This is a genomic window from Sulfuriferula thiophila (genome assembly GCF_003864975.1).
GTDB classification, from domain to species: Bacteria; Pseudomonadota; Gammaproteobacteria; order Burkholderiales; family Sulfuriferulaceae; genus Sulfuriferula; species Sulfuriferula thiophila.
The window spans coordinates 430,473-450,463 of the sequence record NZ_BHGL01000007.1 but is presented as its reverse complement, the minus strand read 5'-3'; the positions used below and the strand labels follow the sequence as shown (position 1 = coordinate 450,463).

22 protein-coding genes are annotated in these 19,991 nt (G+C 54.3%); 9 read left to right on the top strand and 13 right to left on the bottom strand.

Features of this window, described 5'->3' with window-relative positions:
- Positions 1-41 precede the first annotated feature (41 nt).
- The gene (locus tag EJE49_RS06940) at positions 42-584 is read right to left on the bottom strand and encodes a hypothetical protein (RefSeq protein WP_124949674.1); all 543 of its coding nucleotides are present in this window, start codon (positions 582-584) and stop codon (positions 42-44) included.
- A 232-nt stretch (positions 585-816) separates the two neighbouring features.
- Complete coding sequence (locus EJE49_RS06935) at positions 817-1,998, bottom strand: glycosyltransferase (protein ID WP_124949673.1); 1,182 nt, start codon at positions 1,996-1,998, stop codon at positions 817-819.
- 157 nt (positions 1,999-2,155) lie between these two features.
- Here EJE49_RS06935 and EJE49_RS06930 point away from each other — a divergent pair, with 157 nt between their 5' ends.
- A complete protein-coding gene (locus tag EJE49_RS06930) occupies positions 2,156-3,457 on the top strand; it encodes a chloride channel protein (protein ID WP_223246781.1) in 1,302 nt (433 codons plus the stop codon).
- 79 nt (positions 3,458-3,536) lie between these two features.
- Positions 3,537-4,436 (top strand): LysR family transcriptional regulator, encoded by a 900-nt coding sequence (locus tag EJE49_RS06925; RefSeq protein ID WP_124949671.1) that lies wholly within the window; start codon positions 3,537-3,539, stop codon positions 4,434-4,436.
- Between the two features lie 25 nt (positions 4,437-4,461).
- Here the strand turns inward: EJE49_RS06925 and EJE49_RS06920 are convergent, their stop codons facing one another.
- From EJE49_RS06920 to EJE49_RS06895, 6 genes are all read right to left on the bottom strand, one after another.
- Positions 4,462-5,079, bottom strand: a complete 618-nt coding sequence (locus EJE49_RS06920; RefSeq protein ID WP_223246780.1) for a LuxR C-terminal-related transcriptional regulator — start codon at positions 5,077-5,079, stop codon at positions 4,462-4,464.
- Positions 5,080-5,324: 245 nt separating this feature from the next.
- The gene (locus EJE49_RS06915; protein WP_124949670.1) at positions 5,325-6,143 is read right to left on the bottom strand and encodes an SDR family oxidoreductase; all 819 of its coding nucleotides are present in this window, start codon (positions 6,141-6,143) and stop codon (positions 5,325-5,327) included.
- Positions 6,094-6,747, bottom strand: a complete 654-nt coding sequence (locus EJE49_RS06910) for a thiol:disulfide interchange protein DsbA/DsbL (RefSeq protein WP_124949669.1) — start codon at positions 6,745-6,747, stop codon at positions 6,094-6,096. Before EJE49_RS06910 ends, EJE49_RS06915 begins: the two co-directional genes overlap by 50 nt.
- Before the next feature lie 18 nt (positions 6,748-6,765).
- Positions 6,766-7,368, bottom strand: coding sequence for an SPOR domain-containing protein (locus tag EJE49_RS06905; protein WP_124949668.1), 603 nt, complete (start codon positions 7,366-7,368; stop codon positions 6,766-6,768).
- A gap of 9 nt (positions 7,369-7,377) precedes the next feature.
- Positions 7,378-9,120, bottom strand: coding sequence for an arginine--tRNA ligase (gene argS, locus EJE49_RS06900; RefSeq protein WP_124949667.1), 1,743 nt, complete (start codon positions 9,118-9,120; stop codon positions 7,378-7,380).
- A 61-nt stretch (positions 9,121-9,181) separates the two neighbouring features.
- Positions 9,182-11,371 (bottom strand): primosomal protein N', encoded by a 2,190-nt coding sequence (locus tag EJE49_RS06895; protein WP_124949666.1) that lies wholly within the window; start codon positions 11,369-11,371, stop codon positions 9,182-9,184.
- 95 nt (positions 11,372-11,466) lie between these two features.
- On the opposite strand from EJE49_RS06895, the gene EJE49_RS06890 reads away from it, so the two are divergent.
- The 7 genes from EJE49_RS06890 (at position 11,467) to rplI (ending at position 15,680) form a co-directional block, all read left to right on the top strand.
- On the top strand, positions 11,467-12,684 hold the full coding sequence (locus EJE49_RS06890) for a glycosyltransferase family 4 protein (protein ID WP_124949665.1): 1,218 nt from the start codon (positions 11,467-11,469) through the stop codon (positions 12,682-12,684).
- Positions 12,653-13,180: a phosphatase PAP2 family protein gene (locus EJE49_RS06885; protein ID WP_124949664.1), complete on the top strand. Its 528-nt coding sequence runs from the start codon at positions 12,653-12,655 to the stop codon at positions 13,178-13,180. Before EJE49_RS06890 ends, EJE49_RS06885 begins: the two co-directional genes overlap by 32 nt.
- A gap of 103 nt (positions 13,181-13,283) precedes the next feature.
- Positions 13,284-14,090, top strand: coding sequence for a ferritin-like domain-containing protein (locus tag EJE49_RS06880; RefSeq protein WP_124949663.1), 807 nt, complete (start codon positions 13,284-13,286; stop codon positions 14,088-14,090).
- Between the two features lie 164 nt (positions 14,091-14,254).
- Positions 14,255-14,635: a 30S ribosomal protein S6 gene (rpsF, locus tag EJE49_RS06875; protein WP_124949662.1), complete on the top strand. Its 381-nt coding sequence runs from the start codon at positions 14,255-14,257 to the stop codon at positions 14,633-14,635.
- Positions 14,636-14,640: 5 nt separating this feature from the next.
- Positions 14,641-14,937: a primosomal replication protein N gene (gene priB / locus EJE49_RS06870; protein ID WP_124949661.1), complete on the top strand. Its 297-nt coding sequence runs from the start codon at positions 14,641-14,643 to the stop codon at positions 14,935-14,937.
- A 13-nt stretch (positions 14,938-14,950) separates the two neighbouring features.
- Positions 14,951-15,220: a 30S ribosomal protein S18 gene (gene rpsR, locus EJE49_RS06865; protein WP_087445861.1), complete on the top strand. Its 270-nt coding sequence runs from the start codon at positions 14,951-14,953 to the stop codon at positions 15,218-15,220.
- A gap of 10 nt (positions 15,221-15,230) precedes the next feature.
- Positions 15,231-15,680, top strand: a complete 450-nt coding sequence (gene rplI, locus EJE49_RS06860; RefSeq protein WP_124949660.1) for a 50S ribosomal protein L9 — start codon at positions 15,231-15,233, stop codon at positions 15,678-15,680.
- A 127-nt stretch (positions 15,681-15,807) separates the two neighbouring features.
- Here rplI and xerC read toward each other — a convergent pair whose 3' ends face one another.
- Genes xerC through EJE49_RS06835 form a run of 5 tightly spaced genes read right to left on the bottom strand, consistent with a single transcriptional unit; the run spans position 15,808 to position 19,914 of the window.
- The gene (gene xerC, locus EJE49_RS06855) at positions 15,808-16,680 is read right to left on the bottom strand and encodes a tyrosine recombinase XerC (RefSeq protein ID WP_189941748.1); all 873 of its coding nucleotides are present in this window, start codon (positions 16,678-16,680) and stop codon (positions 15,808-15,810) included.
- Positions 16,677-17,315 (bottom strand): DUF484 family protein, encoded by a 639-nt coding sequence (locus tag EJE49_RS06850; protein WP_124949658.1) that lies wholly within the window; start codon positions 17,313-17,315, stop codon positions 16,677-16,679. The genes xerC and EJE49_RS06850 overlap by 4 nt, the downstream gene beginning before the upstream one ends.
- A gap of 10 nt (positions 17,316-17,325) precedes the next feature.
- On the bottom strand, positions 17,326-18,159 hold the full coding sequence (gene dapF, locus EJE49_RS06845; protein ID WP_124949657.1) for a diaminopimelate epimerase: 834 nt from the start codon (positions 18,157-18,159) through the stop codon (positions 17,326-17,328).
- Between the two features lie 10 nt (positions 18,160-18,169).
- Positions 18,170-19,048, bottom strand: coding sequence for an LpxL/LpxP family acyltransferase (locus EJE49_RS06840; protein ID WP_124949656.1), 879 nt, complete (start codon positions 19,046-19,048; stop codon positions 18,170-18,172).
- Positions 19,045-19,914 (bottom strand): lysophospholipid acyltransferase family protein, encoded by an 870-nt coding sequence (locus EJE49_RS06835; RefSeq protein ID WP_124949655.1) that lies wholly within the window; start codon positions 19,912-19,914, stop codon positions 19,045-19,047. The genes EJE49_RS06840 and EJE49_RS06835 overlap by 4 nt, the downstream gene beginning before the upstream one ends.
- Between the last annotated feature and the right edge of the window lie 77 nt (positions 19,915-19,991).

The following is a 19,991-nucleotide window of genomic DNA, read 5'->3' as shown; positions in this document are numbered from 1 at the left end:
GGGGCTGGCGGACGAGAGTCCGCCAGCCCCGTTTTTTGTGGTCAGCTTTTGCTCAGCTCTGCGACCAGTTTTTCCATCAAATCCCGGCCTTTGCTGCTCATGCCACGGGTAAGCAGATTGACATCGCGTTCGCCATTCACCAGCCGGCGCAAACCGCCACCGAGTTTTGCCATGTCTCCGCCTGCTTTGACCATCTGCTCGGCCATATTGGCCAGTGCCGATAACGCTGCTGCATCGCCGCCGGATGATGCCTGAATCATGGCTGCCAGACCGGGGGCAGCCGCATTGGGATCGGCGGCCTGATTCGGATCAGGCAGTGTGGCCGGGTTCTGGATGCCGCGTAAAATAGCTTCGACGATAATGCGCTCATCATCATCCAGTTCGGCGTAAATGCCGCTGTCGCGCCTGCCCGCGATAATCAGGCGCAGCGCTGCGACCAGCTTGTTCCAGCCTTGCTGTTCGGCTTGTGCCAGCATGGGTTGCAGTTGTGGCAGCAGTTGCGGTTGGGCGCACGCCGTGGCGACGCCGTGGATAAAGGCAGCATAAGTCTGGATGACTTGCTGGGTGCGGTCAGGTAAGGCCATGCGAGATTCCGTGAATTAGCACTAAATGAGTGTAATTGTACGCTGACTCGGCGCAATCGCCATAGGCTGCGCCTCCCCCCTCCAATCTTTGGTGGTATTGAGGGGGGGGCTATGCAGATGAATTTACCCATCTAGGGTGATCAGCTGCAACTGTGCAAGGTTAAAAGAAAAGCTATGTCGCAACTTTATGTCGTATAAATTCAGCCATGTCTGTTGGTCGCGGTGTCTCTGGCTACGCTTCTGCTAGTTGAGTGCTACGCATGAATTCTTGTTGTGCCAGTCCGTAAAATGCCAGCATTTGCTGGGCCATTTTCGGGGCGCTCCAGTCCAGTGCATGCTGGCGTGCTTCCGCACTCAGACGGGCGCGCAGTTCGTGGTCGGTGAGTACTTCGCGTAAGGTGGCAGCGAAGGCGACCGGGTTGTCTTCGGCGACACGGCAGCCACGACCGGCAGCCAGAATGTCGCGGGTGCCCATCACTGCTGTGGACACAACGGGCACGCCTAAGGCCATGGCTTCCAGCAGTACCAGACCCTGTGTTTCGGTGCGGGAGGCGAAGACAAAGGCATTGCCAGCGCAGTAGCACGCAGGCAATTCAGTCGAGCGTTCCAGATAGCCGACAAACAGCACGTTAGTAGCGAGGTTCAGGCCTTCTACGGTTTTCCTTAATTTGCCTTCGGCCGGCCCTTCGCCAGCGATGATCAGTAACACATCGGGCAGAGTGTGGCGTAGCTGGGCAAGCATGAGCAAGAGAAACTCGATGTTCTTTTCAAATGCGACGCGGCCGACATACACCACCACTGGGCGGTCCGGGGCGATGCCGTATTTTTGGCGGAAACCGACTGGGTCACAGTGACTGAAGTCGGATAGTTCTATGCCGGTCGGGATGATTTTGCTGAAAGCCTGTACGCCGTAGCGGGTCAGCGCTTCATCCATCGCAATGGAAGGTAATACCAGGCCATCGACCTGCGCGCACTGGCGGCGGGAAAAGTGACGGGCTACGTAGCGCATCAGGGGCTTAGGCAGGAAAGGGACGTAATGGTAAAGGTACTCTTCGAAGAAGGTGTGGTAGGTTTCAACGCACGGGATATTGAAGGCCTTGCCCAGACTCAGGCCGGTGTAATGCGCGAGGAACGGGGTGTGGATATGCACCAGATCAAAAGACTCTTGCGCGAGTAGCTGGGGTAGCGCTTTTAATTTGCTTGTCGACATCAGGCGATCTTCCGGATCCATTAACACCGGACGTCCGCTGATGCGCACAATGTCCTCTTCTGCCGGCTCGCCCATGTCATAGGCTGGGGCTACCAGCGTGACCTTATGCCCCAGCGCTTTCAGTTCGCGACGTAAAGTCATGATCGAGGTTGATACGCCATTGACCCGGGGGAAATACACGTCTGAAACCATTAAGATGTTCATGCTTTGATCCAATGCGTTAGTTATATTGAGTTTTTAACAAAATAAGGTGACGGGCGTGTGACAGTCGTTGCTTACTTGGGTATAGTTGCTTACGACCTTGATTAATTACTGCACGATTTACCCTGTGGACATGTCCGATTCATCAGCAGCAAAAGTTGTGACCAACGAGCCTGATGTGCAAGATTTTGCAGAAAAATCTGTAGACATGTGGCACCGTGGTTCGGCATGGATACTGGGGCCGCTAATGATAGGCCTGGTTGCGGTAATCCTGGCTACAGCCAGTGACTATGCCAATAAACTCAATTCCCTCCTGTTTCAGTCTTTCTTTTTCGCTCCCGTAATTATTCTGCCTCTTGGTTTTGTGTTGTTGGCGTATGTCAGCCGTCGCTATTTCCCTGGCGCGCAGGGCAGTGGTATACCGCAAACAATTGCAGCAATCAGTGACGCTGATGATAAGAAAACCAGTCATTTGCTGTCGATACGGATCATGATAGGCAAGATAATGCTGACCATAGGTGGATTGGCAGTAGGGGCATCAATTGGCAGGGAGGGCCCTACTGTGCAGATTGGTGCATCCATTATGCATATGTTTTATGGTCGCGGCCCGTTTCAGGGTGCCGATCAACGTCGGATATTGTTGTTGGCAGGCGGTGCTGCCGGGATTGCAGCCGCGTTCAATACGCCACTGGCCGGCATTATGTTCGCGATAGAAGAGTTGAGTAAAAATCACATTTTTAACGCGAATAGTTCTGCGCTGGTGACTGTCATTGTTTCCGGATTGATTCCACTGGCGCTGTTGGGCAACTATACGTATTTCGGCTCATCTGCTGCAAATCTGGAGTGGGACTCGGGCATGTCGACCATACTGATTTGCGGCTTGGTCGGGGGTGTGGCGGGCGGTACATTCAGTCGTATGTTGATCAGGGTGTCATTTGACACGACTTCCCGTCTGGCGGGATTCATCAGTCGTCGTCCATTTGTTTTTGCGGCATTGTGTGGTCTGGGCGTGGCTCTGCTCGGTTTGGCTACAGATCATCTGGTGTTTGGCACTGGCTATCAGCCTACCAAGGCTCTGCTCGAAGATAGCGGGGATTTGCCCTGGTACTTTGGCATCGCAAAATTGCTGGCGACATTACTGTCTTCAATGAGCGGTATTCCCGGCGGAATATTTGCACCGTCATTAGCGGTGGGGGCGGGCGTTGGCGATAATCTGGCGGCGTTGTTGCCAGCATCGTATGCGCCGCACAGTGCTATTGTGCTGTTGACCATGGCAGCTTATCTCTCCGGGGTGACCAGAGCGCCGGTAACAGCATTTATCATTATGATGGAGATGACGGATAGTCATCACATGTTATTGCCGCTGATGGCTGCCTCGGTTGTGGCCAGCGGGGTTTCCAAGCTGATTTCACCTACGCCGTTATATCACGCCTTATCCCAGAAGTTTTTACCTCAGCGTTAACCGTCATGCACCCTGTTGTCATGCAGGGTGTTATACAATCGTCGCCTATCATCACTATTAACTTATACATTGGCCCGCTATGCTTCATCTTACTTTACGGCAGTTGCAGGTGTTTGAAGCGGTTGCGCGCCATTTGAGTTATTCACGTGCCGCGCGTGAACTGCATTTATCGCAACCGGCAGTGTCCATGCAGGTCAAGCTGCTGGAGGAGAGTATCGGTCTGCCGCTGTTCGAGCAATTGGGTAAGAAGATTTTCATGACCGAGGCCGGGCGGGAGATGTTCCATTACAGCAAAACTATCGCCGAGCAATTGCGTGAAGCAGAAGCGGTTTTTGAGCAGATGAAAGGCCTGGATCGCGGTGAGCTGAAAATTGCCGTGGCCTCGACGGCGAATTATTTCGCTACACAATTGCTGGCGCACTTTTGTCAGGCGCATCCGCAAGTGGCGGTGCAGCTGAATGTGACTAATCGTGCTGACCTGTTGAATCAACTCGAACAAAATGCGCTGGATTTGGTGGTTATGGGGCAACCTCCGGATGGGCATGATCTGGTGGCCGAATCATTTATGGAAAATCCGCTAGTGGTTATTGCCGCGCCTAATCATGTGCTGGTGGGCGTAGCGCAAATACCAGTAGAGCGGCTGGCTGAGGAGGCTTTGATCGTGCGAGAAGAAGGTTCGGGTACGCGCAGCGCGTCCGAACGTTTTTTTCAGCGTCATGGCGTATTGACTCGTACTGGTCTGGTGATGAATACCAATGAGGCAATCAAACAAGCGGTACAGGCGGGCATGGGGCTGGCAGTGGTGTCGCTGCATACCGTGTCATTGGAATTGCAGGCAGGGCGTGTCGCGGTACTGGATGTGGTGGATTTTCCTATACGCCGGCACTGGTTTGTCGTGCATCGCCGCGACAAGCGGTTGTCGGCAGTAGCGCAGGCGTTCAAGCAGTTTTTGTTGGCGCAGGGTGCAAGCGCGACTTAAGTTTGATTTGGTTTAAGCGAGTGGCTTACTTGGCATGCTTTAATGCCATGGTCGCAACTTGCACGCGGTTTTTCATGCCCAGTTTGTCCATGATGTTGGACAGGTGATTACGCACGGTATTTTCCGACAGGTTCAAACGCACGCTAATGGTTTTGTTGGGTAATCCTTGCGCCACCAGTTCAACAATTTCACGTTCGCGAGGCGACAAGGTGTTGAACACGTCCTGTTTCAATTCGCCGCGTGCCAGCTTTTGCATGATGTGAGTCGGCAACATGCTATTACCTTGTGCGACAGACTGGATGGCATGCACCAGTTGGTCGGGCTCAGTGGTTTTGAGCAGGTAGCCATCAACCCCGTTAGTGATCGCTTCGCTGATATCTTCATCGGAGCTGGCGCTGGTAAACATGATGGTGCGGATGCCGGCATGTTTCAGCTCGGCGATTAAACTCAGGCCATCGCCATCCGGCAAGCTGCGATCCAGTAGTGCAATATCAGCACGACCGCCACGACTTAGCCATGCACGAACTGCGGCTATGTCTGCACATTGCTCGATTACCTGCAGTCCTTCTGTATGCTCGATGAGTCGCGCAGTGCCTAGCCGGGTGAGCGGGTGGTCATCAATCAATACTATGGCAATGTTCATGGCGATTCCTAACAAATGTTTTTATAGAGACCTTTGCACGATTACTGCGCTTGTTCATATTTCGTTGAAAATCAGCTCAAAATGCTCATGTACTAGTTGTACACTCCGCTTTTTCGCTTATTTCCGCCTCATCTGAACTGCGCTCGCTACATCGTGCAAAGGTCTCTTATAGTGATTTTATTTCAACAGTTTAACCTAGAAATCGAGGTTGGGCGAGATGCTTTGAGGCAAAGTTCAGCAGCGTGTCACAGTGGCAATTGCCGGGGCTTACGGGGTGCGCGTGCGAACAGGCGATCATACAAGGGGCGCGGCAGTGCGCGCAGTAATTTTGCGACAATGGCCATTTGCCAGGGGATAGTTGCATACGTGCGGCGTTTGCCGATAATGCGGGCGATTTTGGCGGCAGCCTGCTCGGCGCTCATAATGAACGGCATGCGGTACGGGTTGACTGCGGTCATCGGGGTGGTGATGTAGCCGGGATTGATAGTGGTGACTTGTACGCCGCTGCCGTTGAGTTCGACGCGTAGCGACTCCAGATAAGTGATTAATGCAGATTTTGAAGCGGAGTAGGCGCTGCCACCCGGCAAGCCGCGTATGCCGGCGACACTGCCTATCCCCACCAGTGCGCCTGATCCCGCAGTACGCATAGGCAGGAGGAAGGGTTGAAAGGTGGTTACCGTGCCAAGCACATTGGTATTCATTACCGCCTGGAAGACTGCCAGATCGTCGGCATATTCAGTCAGGGTGCCGACGCTGATGCCGGCTGCGGCAATCACCACATCCGGTACGCCTGCGCGGGCAATGAAATCCGCTGCTGCCACCTGCATGGCCGCACTATCACACACATCCAGCGGGTAGGGTTGCGCATCGGGCAGTGTGGCGCACAGTGCGACCAGCTGCTCCTGGCGGCGTGCCGCCAGGCCAAGAATAGCGCCTTGCGCGGCATAATGGCGGGCTAGCGCTGCGCCTAGCCCGCTTGATGCGCCGGTAATGAAGACGCGTAATGGCAACGGTTTATCTGGTTTTGTGTTGATGTTCTTTGCGCGCTTTGATGATGAGCGCATCCAGCGTTTTGAATAAGGCTTCTTCGCTGCCGGTCATGGTTTCAGAGGTTACATATTTGCCATCGACGATAAAAGACGGCACGCCGGCGATTTTGGAGTCGCGGGTCAGTTGGTTGGCACGTAACACCTTGCTTTGCACGGCAAATGACTGATAAGCCGCGATGAAGGCCTGGCGGTTCATGCCGACTTTGGCTGCCCAGTCGAATAATACGGCGTCCTTGCTGACGTCCAGTCCGTCTACATGAATCGCATTGAATAAGGCGTCGTGATATTTATTGACAACGCCCAATGCTTCCATGCTGTAATAAGCCTTGGCCAGTTGCGCCCACGAGTCATTCAATACAGCCGGTATGCGGCGTATGGCGACGTCTTTAGGTGCCTTCTTCAACCAGGCGTTGAGCCCGGGTTCAAGATGGTAGCAATGCGGGCAGCGATACCAGAAGAATTCGGCGACTTCGATTTTTTTGCCGCTATCCGTACCCATCTCCGGGCTGAGTATTTGATAATCAAAACCTTCTGTCAGCGCCGCATGAGCGGCTGTCATCGGTAACAAGGTTGCCAGCAACATGCTGCAAGCCATGACTACATTACGCATACGTATCATTGTTGATCTCTCCTGGTGTTAATTGGATTTTGATTGCGTGCCGTCGTTTTGGTTCTTGATTTTAACCAGGCTGGCATCAATTTTGTTTTGTGCCAGGCTGTCGCGGGTTTTGTTAGCCTCGTCGATCTTGTAAGGGCCGAGGCGGACACGGTGCCATGTGCCTTTGCCCGGGATGTCCACCGTCTGGATAGCTGCTTCAAATCCCATTAATGCCAGGCGCGCTTTGAGATTGTCCGCGTCTTCAGGGTTGGGGAACGCACCCGCTTGCAGGAAATATTGCTCCTCTGGTTTGGCTGGTTGATCCTGTTTGACGCCCTGGTCGGTGGCCGCGGTTTCCTTACCCGGCAGTATTTTATAGAAATCGAAACGCGGCTTGTCAGCGTCGGCAGTCGCCTTGGCCAGCGGATCGACTATCTGCTTATTGGTTTTGTCGGTTTTGCCGTGTTCTGCTGCCGGCTTGTCGCTGCCCGCTTCCCGCTCTGCAAACGGATTGCTACGGCCTACCCAGATGGCGATAGCTGCTGCGGCCAGCAATCCTACCAGCAGGCCAATCATGATCCCTGGCCAGACGGAACTGCCTTTTTTCTTCTCGGACGGACGAGATTTATAATCGCGTGCCATACTGATCTCCTACATTTGCGCCGGGCTGGAAACGCCCAGCAGAGTTAAGCCGCTACGGAGAACTTCGCGAGTTGCTGTAATCAACGCCAGGCGCGCATGGCGTATGGTTGTATCTTCTACCAGAAACTGTTCGGCATTGTAATAGGTATGCAGGGCAGCCGCAGTGTCTTTCAGTGCGTACGCAATTACGTGGGGTGCCAGATCGCGTGCTGCCATTTCGATCACGCCCGGATATTCTGCCAGGCATTGCAGCAGATCCAGTTCGTAACGACTGGTCAGCACGCTGCAATCCATGTCAGCCAAGGCTGCGGTGTCGCCACCCCATTGTGCCAGCACGCTGCAGATGCGGGCGTGGGCGTATTGGATGTAGTACACCGGATTGTCGCTAGTTTGTGATTTTGCCAGATCCAGATCGAAATCCAGATGCTGGTCGGACTTGCGCAGCACATAAAAGAAGCGCGCTGCATCATTGCCGACATCGTGGCGCAAATCACGCAAGGTAACGTATTCGCCGGAGCGGGTGGACATGGAGGCTTTTACGCCATCGCGGTACAGTACGGCAAATTGCACCAGTGCCACGGTGAGTTTATCCGGGTCGAGGTTGAGTGCCTGCAGTGCGCCTTTGACGCGCGGAATGTAGCCGTGGTGATCGGCACCCCATACGTCTATCATCCAGTCAAAGCCACGCTCCAGCTTGTTGATGTGGTAGGCGATATCCGAGGCGAAATAAGTGTATTGGCCATTTTCGCGCAGCACGACACGGTCTTTTTCGTCGCCGAAATGGGTGGAACGGAACCATTTGGCGCCGTTCTGGGTGTAGATGTGGCCATTTTCTTCCATCTGGGCAATGGTGCGCTGCACCACGCCGGAATCGTACAGTGACTGCTCGGAAAACCATTCGTCGAATTCAACGCCGAATTCATGCAGGTCGTTGCGGCCATCGCCCAACTGCTCGGTGAGGACGAAATCATGTATGTAATGATAGTCTGCGCCGAGCAACTCCTTGGCGTTGGCAATCAGCCGGTCCAGATGAGCGTCGGGTTCCTTTTCAAAATCAGGTACCTGCGCGATTACACTTGCCGCTGGGCGTTGATAGCGGTCCGCATGCAGTTCAAATATGGTTTGCGCCATGGCGGTGACGTAATCACCCTGATAGGCGTTGGCCGGGAAAGTCACGCTTTCGCCGCACAGCGCCAGATAGCGTATCCAGGTAGAGATGGCGAGGATGTCCATTTGCCGTCCGGCATCATTGACATAATACTCGCGCGCGACGGTATAGCCTGCGGCGGCCAGTACATTCGCCAGACTCGCGCCATAGGCTGCGCCGCGACCATGACCTACGTGCAGCGGGCCGGTAGGGTTGGCAGAAACGAACTCGACCTGCACCTTTTTGCCTGCACCCAGCTGGCTGCAACCATACTGCGCGCCGAGTTGCAGAATATGCGGTACGACTTGCTGGTGTGCTTTAGCCTGCAGGAACACGTTAATAAAGCCGGCGCCTGCGATTTCGGTTTTTTCCACCAGATCCGATGCGGGTAACGCTGCCTGGATCAACACTGCTAATTCGCGCGGGTTGCGTCGCAATGCTTTCGCCAGTTTCATGGCCACGCTACAGGCATAATCGCCATGTGCCGCATCGCGCGGTCGTTCCATTTCAATCGCGATGTCCGTTGTTTCCGCCGCTACTTGATTCACTGCTTGCGTAAACAGCGCTGTCAGATGGGATTTGATGTCTATATACGAAGTCAACATGACGCAACCTATTAAAAAGATGCGTCATTATAGCTGGCTAGTGGTTAATCAACAAAACCGGCTAAATTTCCAGCGGGTCCACATCCAGATGCCAGCGCAACTTGCTGGCCCGCAGCGTATAGATATCCTCCATCCACATGCCCAAAAACTGTTGCAGTGTGCGTCGATTGGTGGATTGCACCAAGAGCAGCGCGCGCTCGACATTGGCTTTGCGCGCCATCGTCGCCGGTGTAGGGTCGAATACTGTAACGGCGGAGGTTACCGGTGCGTGGGCTTTGGCCAGATTGAGGAAGGCGATGGCTTCAACGAGTTGCGGCGCTTCCGCGCGCAGTACCGCCTGATGGATGAATGGCGGAAAGCCGGCAGAGCGGCGTTCGTTGAGCAGGGTGCGGGCATAGCCGATGTAATCGTGCTGCTGCAAGGCCAGGTATAACGGGTGATCGACGAACTCTGTCTGGATCAGTACTTCGCCAGGATGCTGCGCGCGTCCGGCCCGTCCGCTGACCTGCATGAGCTGGGCGAACATGCGCTCGCTGGCGCGAAAATCCGGGCTGTATAACGCGCTGTCTGCACCGACAACACCGACCAGGGTGAGGTTGGGGAAGTCATGGCCTTTGGCCAGCAACTGGGTGCCGACCAGAATATCGACTTCGCCGCGCCGTATGCTTTGCTGCATCTCTGGCCAGCTATCTTTGCGCCGTGTGCTGTCGCGGTCGATGCGTAACACGCGCGCAGTGGGGAACTGTTTTTGCAGGCCTTCTTCCACGCGCTGTGTGCCCAGTCCGCTGGGGGAGATGTCGAGATTGCCGCAATCCGGACAGGCATGCGGTACGCGCTCGGCATAGCCGCAATGATGGCAGCGCAATTGGCGCTCGCGCAAATGCACCACCAGCCGGGTCGAGCAGCGCGGACAGCCGGCGGCCCAGCCGCAGGCGCGGCACACCAGGGTGGGCGCATAACCGCGCCGGTTGATGAAAATCAGGCTTTGCTGGCCGGTATCCAGCCGGCGCTGGATGGCGGTGGCCAAAGCGGGGGAGATGCCGTCCGTGAGTTTCTGGGTGCGCTGGTCGATCATGCGCACCTGCGGCAGTGTCGCAGCAGCAATCGCACGCTGCGTCAGGCTGAGGCGCTGATAACGACCACTTTGCGCGTTATGCCAGGTCTCCAGCGCCGGCGTGGCCGAGCCCAGCACAATAGGGCAGCTGCGTTGATGGGCGCGCATAATGGCGACGTCGCGAGCCGCATAACGCAAGCCATCCTGCTGATAAAACGAACTGTCGTGTTCTTCATCGATGATGATGAGCGCCAAGGCCGGCATGGGCGCGAATACTGCCAGTCGGGTGCCGAGGACGATACGCGCCCGGCCGTCCACTGCTGCCAACCAGTGATGCAAGCGCTCACCATCCGCCATGCCACTATTCAGTGTGGCAATTTCGACAGCCGGGAAGCGTGCGCGAAACACGCCGGTTAACTGCGGGGTCAGATTGATTTCCGGTACCAGTATCAGGACTTGCCCGCCCTGTGCGAGTACAGCCTGCACCAGATGCAGATAAACCTCAGTCTTGCCGCTGCCGGTGACGCCGTGTAACAGGAACGGTTGATACTTGCCCAGTGCTGCGCTGATTTGATTGGTGGCCTGCAACTGTTCCGCATTGAGTGTGGGCGCAATATCCGCGTTGACGGGTATGGCGTTAAGCGGCGCAGGCTGGCTGAGTTGCGTAACCCAGCCCAGTTCCCGCCAATGCTTGATGGTGCTGCGGTATCCGGCAGATGCCGTTGCCAATTCAGAGGCAGTATGCGCCGCACCATCCTGTAACAGGGTGAATAGCGCGCGCTGAGCGTGTGCACGTTGCGGCAGATCTGCGCCCCCGGTCTGGCCTGAGGTGGTGAGCTGCCAGCTGTCTATGGTTTTGAGTGTGGCGGTTTGTGCGCGGCGCAATGCGGTGGGTAACGCCGCGAGCACGGTAGCGCCCAGCGGATAGTGATAATAGTCACTGCAGAACCGCAGTAATTTGAGGATTTCGGCGGATAACAGCGGTGTGTCGTCGAGTACGGCGGTAATGGTTTTGAGCTGGTCGCGCGGGTGCGCAGACTCGCGGCTCAGACTCAAAACCACGCCGATGAATTCCTTGCGCCCGAACGGCACGCACACGCGCCGACCTACATCCGCCGAGGTGAGTGTAGGTGCAACATAATCAAACAATCGCGGCACAGGCACATCCAGTGCGACTTGGGCTATCAACGGCAACATGCCAGCAGTTTACCGCAAAATCAGTGGTGCTATCGTCACCAAACATTCAAAAACATTTCACGAAATTGACTTGTGACATCTGCAAACTATTCGTCATGAATGATGAACTTCTACTCCAGACTTTTATTCCACGTCCGCAACCGTTGCGCATTGCGCTGGTGACCGAGACGTATCCGCCCGAAATCAATGGTGTGGCGATGACGTTGGGCAGGCAGGTGATCGATCTGCAAAGCCGCGGCCATCAGGTGCAGTTGATTCGGCCCAAGCAGGGTGTCGCTGATAAGGCGACCCATAATGCGCAACTGGAAGAAGTGCTCAAGATGGGTGTGCCGATTCCGCGGTACGCCGGACTGAAAATGGGTTTGCCTGCCAAAGCTGCATTGGTGCGGCTCTGGCAGTTAAAGCGGCCTGATCTGGTGCATATCGCAACGGAAGGCCCGCTGGGCTGGTCGGCATTGGCAGCGGCACACAAGCTGCGGCTGCCAGTGAGTACTGACTTTCATACTAATTTTCATAGCTACAGCAAGCATTACGGAGCGGGCTGGTTACGCCGGCCTATTCTGGCGTATTTGCGTAAATTCCATAACAAGGCCTGTGTGACGCTGGTGCCGACCGAAGGCATGCGTAAGGAATTGCAAACGCACGGTTACCGCAATCTGGAAGTGGTGTCGCGCGGTGTGGATACGATGATGTTTACTCCGGTGCGCCGCGATGAAACCTTGCGCGCAAGCTGGGGTGTCAAGCCGGATACGCAGGTGGTGATTTATGTCGGTCGGATTGCGCCAGAAAAAAATCTGCCGCTGGTGTTTGAGGCTTATGCCGCGATGCACGCGATTAATCCGAACAGCCGTCTGGTGATTGTGGGCGACGGCCCGGAACGTGCTGCTTTGCAGGCGCAAAATCCCGACGCGATTTTTTGCGGCATGCGCAGCGGTGAAGACTTGGCCCGCCATTATGCGGCAGGCGATGTGTTTCTGTTCCCCAGCCTGACCGAGACATTTGGTAACGTGACGACGGAGGCGATGGCGAGTGGCCTGGCAGTCGTTGCCTATCAGTATGCCGCTGCCGAGGCGCTAATTCGTCACGGCGAAAACGGCATGGTCGCACCTTACAATGATGCGAAAAAATACATAGAGGCGGCAGTGGAATTAGCACGAGAGCCGGCCCGCGCCAAACAGATAGGTGGGCGTGCCCACCAAACCGCGCTATCCATCTCGTGGGATAGCATACACGACCGTTTTGAACGGGTATTGCACGCCATTATCGATAAGGAAGATTGCCATGGAGAAATTGAGCTGGCAGTGGATGGGTGAGTGTGAAGCAGGGTTAACCCAGCGCTTTAATCGCGTTGAGCGTTACCCGGCTGTGGTGCGAATTTTCCAGCTGATCAGCCGGCTGGGCGATGGCGTGTTCTGGTATACACTGATGGTCGCCATGTATCTGTTTATGGGAAAATCCGCGCTCTATGTGGTGCTGCATATGATTGCAGCCGGATTGACGGCGACGCTGATTTATAAATGGCTCAAGCATAAGACATTGCGGCCGCGTCCACATCAGCAGTTCGGGCATATACATTGCCTTACTGCGCCACTGGATCGATTCAGCTTTCCTTCCGGGCACACGCTGCATGCCGTGACATTTAGTCTGGTAGCGATTTATTACTACCCGTCACTGGCCTGGTTGCTGGTGCCGTTTACGCTTGCGGTGGCAGCTTCCCGGCTGATACTTGGTTTGCATTACCCGACGGATGTGCTGGCTGGGATCGTGTTGGGCGCTGCTGTTGCCAGTGCGTCATTTTTTATATTCTGAATCCTGTTCTTGTTGGTGAAGACTGTTGCATCGGCTGGTTAGATTTGTTGTCCGTGAGGCTCTATAATTCGGCAACTTTCTGATTGTTCCGGTGTAATAGACTATGTCTGAAAATCTTTTCTCCCGTGCGCTTGATTGTTTACAGACGGCCGATGTGGATCGCAAGCTGGTGCAAGTTGCCGCATTGCGACAAGCATGGGAGTCAGGTGAAATTGTCAGCTCTGCTACGACTATTCCTGCGATACCGATCCCTGTCCCCGGCCGTCCGGCCAGGCCGGAGATGGTTTCTGCGTTGCTGGTAGGGAAACGCAAGCCATCAACCCCCGAGGGGCGGGCGGCGTTGATGCATTCGCTGGCGCATATCGAATTCAATGCCATTAATCTTGCGCTGGATGCGGTGTACCGCTTCCGTGATTTACCCGTGGATTACTATGCTGACTGGCTGCGTGTAGCGGCCGAAGAGGCTTATCATTTCTCCTTGTTGCGTGATCATTTGCGTACGCTGGGTTTTGATTATGGAGATTTCACCGCCCACAACGGCCTGTGGGATATGGCAATCAGCACCGCGCATGATCCTATGGTGCGCATGGCATTGGTGCCTCGGGTGCTGGAAGCGCGCGGGCTGGATGCGTTACCGATGATCATGCACCGGTTGGCATCGTGTGGTGCGCAGTCTTCTGCCGATATCCTGACCATCATTTTGCGTGACGAGATCGGGCATGTGGCCATCGGGAACCGCTGGTATGCCTATTTCTGCGAGCTGCGCGGCCTGGAGCCGATTGCGACGTTCAGATCGTTGCTGCGCGAATTCAATGCACCCAAGCTGCGCGGGCCGTTGCACACCGAGGCGCGCCTGGCGGCAGGATTTAGTCCGGCGGAAATGCAAATGCTGGAAGATTTTATCGGCTAGTTGTCGTGTTGTGTGGTCGAGTGGCAGAACGAGAGTCCCTTGACGGGTAATGTCGCGCGGTGTGGATAAATGCTTGCTAAGCATCTGAATACCCAATATAATGCGCGGTTTCCCCCTTGCCCTACCGCTTACGCACGGAGGGCTTTAACCAGAAGGAGTTTTGCATGCGTCATTATGAAATCGTGTTTATCGTACACCCGGATCAAAGCGAGCAAGTGCCTGCGATGATCGAGCGTTACCGCAACCAAGTCACCACGCGTAGTGGCCAAATTCACCGTTTGGAAGACTGGGGCCGTCGTCAGATGGCTTACCCTATTCAAAAGGTTCACAAAGCACACTATGTGTTAATGAACATTGAATGTGATCAAGAAACTCTCGATGAATTAGAGCATGGCTTTAAATTCAACGATGCAGTGTTGCGCCATCTTACCGTGCGTATGGATGAAGCCGTTACTGCACCTTCACCAATGATGAAGGAAGAAAAGTCACGCTCATTGACTACCCCTGAAGCTAAGGTTGAATCCGACGTAGAAGAAGTAGCCTAAAGCGGTTGGAAGCCAATCAGCTTTTACTTACCGGAACGCTAGCCCAACTCGAAGCCTTACGTTATACACCTGCTGGTGTGCCTCTGATTGAATGCCGGATTCGGCACGAATCGAAACAGATAGAGGCCAACAGCGAACGTATGGTGCAAGTAGAGATTCCCGCCATTGCAATTGGCGAGATGGCGCGTAAAGTAAGTCAGCTGAATCTGGCGCAACCCCTTCGTGTTACTGGCTTTCTCGCGCAGAAGAGTCAAAAGAGTCAACAGATAGTGCTGCATATTTGCAGCTTAGAAAACATTTAGATAGGAGTGCATCATGCCTCGTCCAACTAACAGCAAAAACACAAAACGCCGGGAAGGTTCCCGTCAGTTGTTCAAACGTCGCAAGTTCTGCCGCTTTACCGTTGAAGGTATTGCCTGGGTTGATTACAAAGACGCTGAGTTATTGAAAGATTTCGTTGCTGAAAACGGCAAAATTATTCCAGCACGTATCACTGGTACCAAAACCCGTTTTCAACGCCAGTTGTCTACCGCTATCAAGCGCGCTCGTTTCCTTGCGCTGATGCCTTACACCGACTTGCATTAAGGAGATCACTATGCAAATTATTCTGATGGAAAAAGTGGTCAACCTCGGTACGTTGGGTGATGTCGTTAAAGTTAAAGATGGTTATGCACGTAACTTCCTTATCCCTCAAGGTAAGGCAAAACGCGCAACTTCAGCTAACCTTAAGTTTTTTGAAGAGAAGCGTGCTGAATTAGAAAAAGCGCAGGCGGCCACATTGGCAGCTGCGCAAGCACGTGCCGAGAAATTGGCTGACTACGCTTTAGTTGTTTCGCAAAAAGCGGGTATGGATGGTCGTTTGTTCGGCTCTGTTACCAATGCTGATATTGCTGAAGCGTTGAATAAAAATGGTTTTGAAGTTGCCAAGGCTGAAGTTCGCATGCCTAACGGCCCATTGAAAGCAATCGGCGAGTTCCCAGTGAGCATCGCATTGCATACCGATGTGGTAGTTGATATTAACGTTACCGTACAAGGCGAACGTTAAGCAGGTTTTGCCAAACTAGTGGTTCAGGTTAGGCTGGAAGCAGGATGCTTCAGGAATAACAGAATGTGAATTCTGTCCTGAGCATCCTGTTTTTTTACGTCTGTAATAAAGATGGGGTTATGGAAAATCAGGGTTTCTTTTTGGCACGCGGGTGTGCCAGGTCGTAGGTGGCCGCCAGGTGCTGAAAGTCCAGCTGAGTATAAATCTGTGTGGTGCTGATGCTGGCATGCCCCAGCAGTTCTTGTACTGCACGCAGGTCACCAGAAGACTGCAGCAGGTGTGAAGCAAAGGCATGGCGTAATACGTGGGGATGGACTTTGGCATCCAGGCCGGTTCGCTGCGCTCGGTGTTTGAGCCGCAGTGCGATGGCGCGCTGGGTCAAATGCTTGCCATTACGACCGGGAAAAATGTAGTCGCCTGCGTCATTGCGTTGTGTCAGCCAGTGTTGCATAGCTGCAATAGCCTGGCTCCCGAGCGGGATCAGTCGGGTTTTGTTACCTTTGCCGGTAACCTGAATCTCGGCCTGGTTTAAATCAAGTTGTGCCAATTTTAGCGTTGCCAGCTCGGACAAACGCAAACCAGAAGAATAAAATAATTCAAACATGGCGTTGTCACGCACTGCCAGTGCCGAATCATCCGGAGTATCCAGCAAGTGGGCAACCTGCTCTACTGACAGGCTATGCGGTAAGGTGCGGGCATATTTAGGGGCGCGCAGTCCGGTGCAGGGATTGTGCGCATAGCCATGGCGTTTATCCAGATAATGATAAAAACCACGCCAGGCGGATAAGGTGCGTGCCAGACTTTTACCGGACAGGCCGCGGGCATGCAGGGTGGCGATGATGCGCCGAATGTCATGTGCATGAATATCGGCGAGTGCGGTTGTGCCAATGTGGCTGAGCAAGACGCGCACGTCACGTGCATAATTGCTGATGGTATGAGGCGACAAGCCACGCTCGGCGGCAAGGTGAGTTAAATAGGCGTCTACCAGCCCGGTATTCACGGCAACAGTCGTTGCAACCCCGCAGCAATCAATTCACCCAGGCGTTGCAGGTAGAGCGTGCCCATTTGCGGGTAAAAACGCTGCGCGTCTTCAGAAGCCAGCAACAGTACGCCAACCACCTGATGGTTTTTAAGCGGAATAGCGGCATACGAACGCAAATGGCTGGTGTCGCCAAGCCAGGTGAGTGCCTCGGGGTGCAGGTAAGCACCACATTGTGGATGGGGCATGTTGTCGACCCAGCCTTTGACCTCATCGGAGCAGGGGGAAAACTCAATGTCGTCGCCAGCTGCTTGCCATATTCTCAGTGCTGCGTGGGGGATGGCAAAGTCTTCGCGCAAATTCAGATACAGTGCATGGATCAGCGTGGGCAAATCGCGTGCAGCCATCATGGCCACCGCGATATGCTGCATTTTTTGCGAAATGGCGTCGTTTTCTTCGCCAAATTTGATCAGCTCTGCCAGCTTGGTCTCGAGCAGAGTGGTTTTGTCACGCAGATTCAATATCTGGCGCTCAGCAATGGAAATCGCCCGACCTTCAAAGGGATGGCTGACGCGAATATCCGTTAATAAATGCGGATGCTCGTCAAAAAATTCTGGGTGCGTAGCCAGATAACGCGAAATGTCTTCGGATTTCATAATACCAATATTATTCCAGTATGAGTTCTGCTTCAAATACGTTTACAGTAGGGCCGGTTAACCAGACAGGATTGTCGCCCCCCGCCCATTCTATGGTCAGGATACCGCCATGCGTGGTGACATCAACCTTGGGCTGCAACAAGCCGCGGCTGATACCCGCAACCACGGCAGCGCATGCTCCCGTGCCGCATGCCAAAGTTTCGCCGGCACCGCGTTCAAACACGCGCAAACGAATGTGCCCACGGTCGATAATTTGCATAAAACCGGCATTCACGCGCTTGGGGAAGCGCGGGTGATGCTCTATCACCGCGCCTGTCTCTGCAACAGGAGCGGTGTCGACATTATCCACAATTTGCACGGCATGCGGGTTACCCATGGAGAGTGCGTTAATCTCTACCGTAGTGCCGTTGACTTCAAGCGGGTAAGTGAGCGCCCGCTGATCTGCTACAAAAGGGATGTCGGCTGGCTCAAAGCGTGGTGCACCCATGTTGACGGTGACGCGGCCATCATCCTCCAGTCGCGGGAAGATCAGTCCGGAAGCGGTTTCAACACGAATTTCACGTTGCTGGGTCAGACCGTGGTCGTGAACAAAACGCACAAAGCAGCGCGCGCCATTACCGCATTGTTCAACCTCGCTGCCGTCTGCGTTGAAGATGCGATAACGGAAATCCGCATCGTCACGTGTAGGGCGTTCCACCAGCAAGAGCTGGTCACAACCGACACCAAAATGGCGGTCAGCTATCCAGCGCACCTGTGCAGTGCTGAGGTTGACGGGCTGGGAGATAGCATCAATCACCACAAAGTCATTACCTGCGCCGTGCATTTTAGTAAATTTCAATTTCATAGGTTCATCATCATGGATAGAATTTGGCTTCACCGGGAGGGCGTGTTTTGAAACGCTTGTGCAGCCAGAAATATTGTTCCGGCATTTCCCGTACCCGCTCCTCGATAAACGCATTCATGCGCGTGACATCGGCTGTCATGTCGTCGCTGGGGAAATTATCCCACGGTGGATAAAACTGTATCACATAGCCCTGACCATCTGGTAATTGTCGCGTGACGGCTGGCATGACCTTGGCATGAGCCAGTTTTGCAATGCGTGGCAGGGCATTGACTGTCGCGGTGGGAACGCCGAAAAACGGAACGAACAGCGCATCTTTGGCACCGAAATCCTGATCGGGCAAATAATATAAAGGCGCGCCCAGTTTCATTTCGCGTATCAGCGGGCGTACACCGTCATGCCGCGAGATTAATTTGGATTGGCCGAACCGGGTGCGAGCATGCAACATGAGCTGATCGAATAATGGGTTTTTAAGCCGGCTATACATCGATACCAGTGGAGCATATTCAGTGCTGATGCGTACGCCACCCATGTCCAGGCCAATGAAATGCGGCGCCAGCAAAATGAGTGGTTGCCCATATTCAGCCTGAAAGTGAGCCAGGCCTTCTATTCTGACTATCTTGTTAATGCGTTTGCGGTCAGACCACCATAATTCGCCGTGTTCTATTGCGGCGCGGGTCATGGCCTGGAAATGGCGTTGCAGCACATTGTCACGCTGCGCCTGCGGCCATTCGGGAAAGCATAGGGACAGGTTAATGGCGCCAATTTTGCGGCGCTTGGCTGCGAGATGGTAGAGCAGCATGCCCAACGCGTTGCCTATGCGGGCTTGCAGCGCCAAGGGCAGCCAGTGAATCAGCCATAGTATGAAAATGCCGAGACGGGACGCTATCATGTCGGTTCAGCCGGAGGCTCAACGCCACCCGGGCGTTTGTAACGGTTGTAGCTCCATAAATACTGGGCCGGAAATTGGCAGATAAGGTGTTCCAGAGCGGTATTGAGCGCTTGAGCTGCCTGTTGTTTATCGCCACTCAAATCGGCTGGTAGCGGCTCAATGTGAATAATGTAGCCTTGCCCGTGAGGTAGGCGTTCACCAAACATCAGCAAGGGTATCGCGCCGGTAGACTGGTGCAGGCGTGACACCAGCGTGGGTGTGTAAGCCGGGCGGCCAAAAAAATTGGCCCATGCGCCTTCGCCACGGCTGGCGACCTGATCAGGCAGCACGCCAACAGCTTCGCCTTTTTTTAGGGCGGTCAGTAATGCACGTACACCCTTGACATCGGTGGTGGCCAGGCTGATTTGGCCGCGCGCGCGCCCTGCACGCATGATGCCTTCCACCCAGCGTTGGCGAGGTGGTTTATACATCACTGTCATCGGGCGGCGGGCGGCGTAATACAGGCTGACAATCTCAAAACAGCCTAAATGCGGGGTCATGGCCAATATGCCTTTGCCCGATTGGGCGGCGGCTTCGACGTGCTCCCAGCCGTGACACGCTTTGACCAGTTTCAGCACATCCTCATACGGGCGCAGCCAGATCGGCAGAATTTCCGCCGCACCTTTGCCTATTTCGCGTACAGTCTGCTGCAATAGCTGGTGATAGGCCGAGTCATCGCCAGCGATGTGGCTTTGTGCCAGGTTTTGCTCTATTTTTGCAGCGTAGCGTTTATCATAACGATAGATCAGTCTGCCACCGAATGCGCCGAGCATATGCCAGAAGCGTAACGGTAATTTGGCCAGTAAACGGAGTAAAAGCAGGCGCATTTATAAACGATCAATAAATGGCAAAATTCGCTGGTGCGAATGTAAGCATGAGATGAAATCGGTTATGTAAGTGTAGC

What these genes read in the sequence shown, in the direction of transcription:
- rplI (WP_124949660.1), top strand. Translation starts at nt 15,231, where the DNA reads ATGCAAATTATTCTGATGGAAAAAGTGGTCAACCTCGGTACGTTGGGT.
- EJE49_RS06940 (WP_124949674.1), bottom strand. Translation starts at nt 584, where the DNA reads ATGGCCTTACCTGACCGCACCCAGCAAGTCATCCAGACTTATGCTGCC.
- EJE49_RS06890 (WP_124949665.1), top strand. Translation starts at nt 11,467, where the DNA reads ATGAATGATGAACTTCTACTCCAGACTTTTATTCCACGTCCGCAACCG.
- EJE49_RS06905 (WP_124949668.1), bottom strand. Translation starts at nt 7,368, where the DNA reads ATGGCACGCGATTATAAATCTCGTCCGTCCGAGAAGAAAAAAGGCAGT.
- dapF (WP_124949657.1), bottom strand. Translation starts at nt 18,159, where the DNA reads ATGAAATTGAAATTTACTAAAATGCACGGCGCAGGTAATGACTTTGTG.
- EJE49_RS06880 (WP_124949663.1), top strand. Translation starts at nt 13,284, where the DNA reads ATGTCTGAAAATCTTTTCTCCCGTGCGCTTGATTGTTTACAGACGGCC.
- EJE49_RS06910 (WP_124949669.1), bottom strand. Translation starts at nt 6,747, where the DNA reads ATGATACGTATGCGTAATGTAGTCATGGCTTGCAGCATGTTGCTGGCA.
- EJE49_RS06835 (WP_124949655.1), bottom strand. Translation starts at nt 19,914, where the DNA reads ATGCGCCTGCTTTTACTCCGTTTACTGGCCAAATTACCGTTACGCTTC.
- EJE49_RS06850 (WP_124949658.1), bottom strand. Translation starts at nt 17,315, where the DNA reads ATGAAATCCGAAGACATTTCGCGTTATCTGGCTACGCACCCAGAATTT.
- rpsF (WP_124949662.1), top strand. Translation starts at nt 14,255, where the DNA reads ATGCGTCATTATGAAATCGTGTTTATCGTACACCCGGATCAAAGCGAG.
- EJE49_RS06935 (WP_124949673.1), bottom strand. Translation starts at nt 1,998, where the DNA reads ATGAACATCTTAATGGTTTCAGACGTGTATTTCCCCCGGGTCAATGGC.
- EJE49_RS06895 (WP_124949666.1), bottom strand. Translation starts at nt 11,371, where the DNA reads ATGTTGCCGTTGATAGCCCAAGTCGCACTGGATGTGCCTGTGCCGCGA.
- EJE49_RS06885 (WP_124949664.1), top strand. Translation starts at nt 12,653, where the DNA reads ATGGAGAAATTGAGCTGGCAGTGGATGGGTGAGTGTGAAGCAGGGTTA.
- EJE49_RS06925 (WP_124949671.1), top strand. Translation starts at nt 3,537, where the DNA reads ATGCTTCATCTTACTTTACGGCAGTTGCAGGTGTTTGAAGCGGTTGCG.
- EJE49_RS06920 (WP_223246780.1), bottom strand. Translation starts at nt 5,079, where the DNA reads ATGAACATTGCCATAGTATTGATTGATGACCACCCGCTCACCCGGCTA.
- EJE49_RS06915 (WP_124949670.1), bottom strand. Translation starts at nt 6,143, where the DNA reads ATGCGCTCATCATCAAAGCGCGCAAAGAACATCAACACAAAACCAGAT.
- argS (WP_124949667.1), bottom strand. Translation starts at nt 9,120, where the DNA reads ATGTTGACTTCGTATATAGACATCAAATCCCATCTGACAGCGCTGTTT.
- rpsR (WP_087445861.1), top strand. Translation starts at nt 14,951, where the DNA reads ATGCCTCGTCCAACTAACAGCAAAAACACAAAACGCCGGGAAGGTTCC.
- EJE49_RS06840 (WP_124949656.1), bottom strand. Translation starts at nt 19,048, where the DNA reads ATGATAGCGTCCCGTCTCGGCATTTTCATACTATGGCTGATTCACTGG.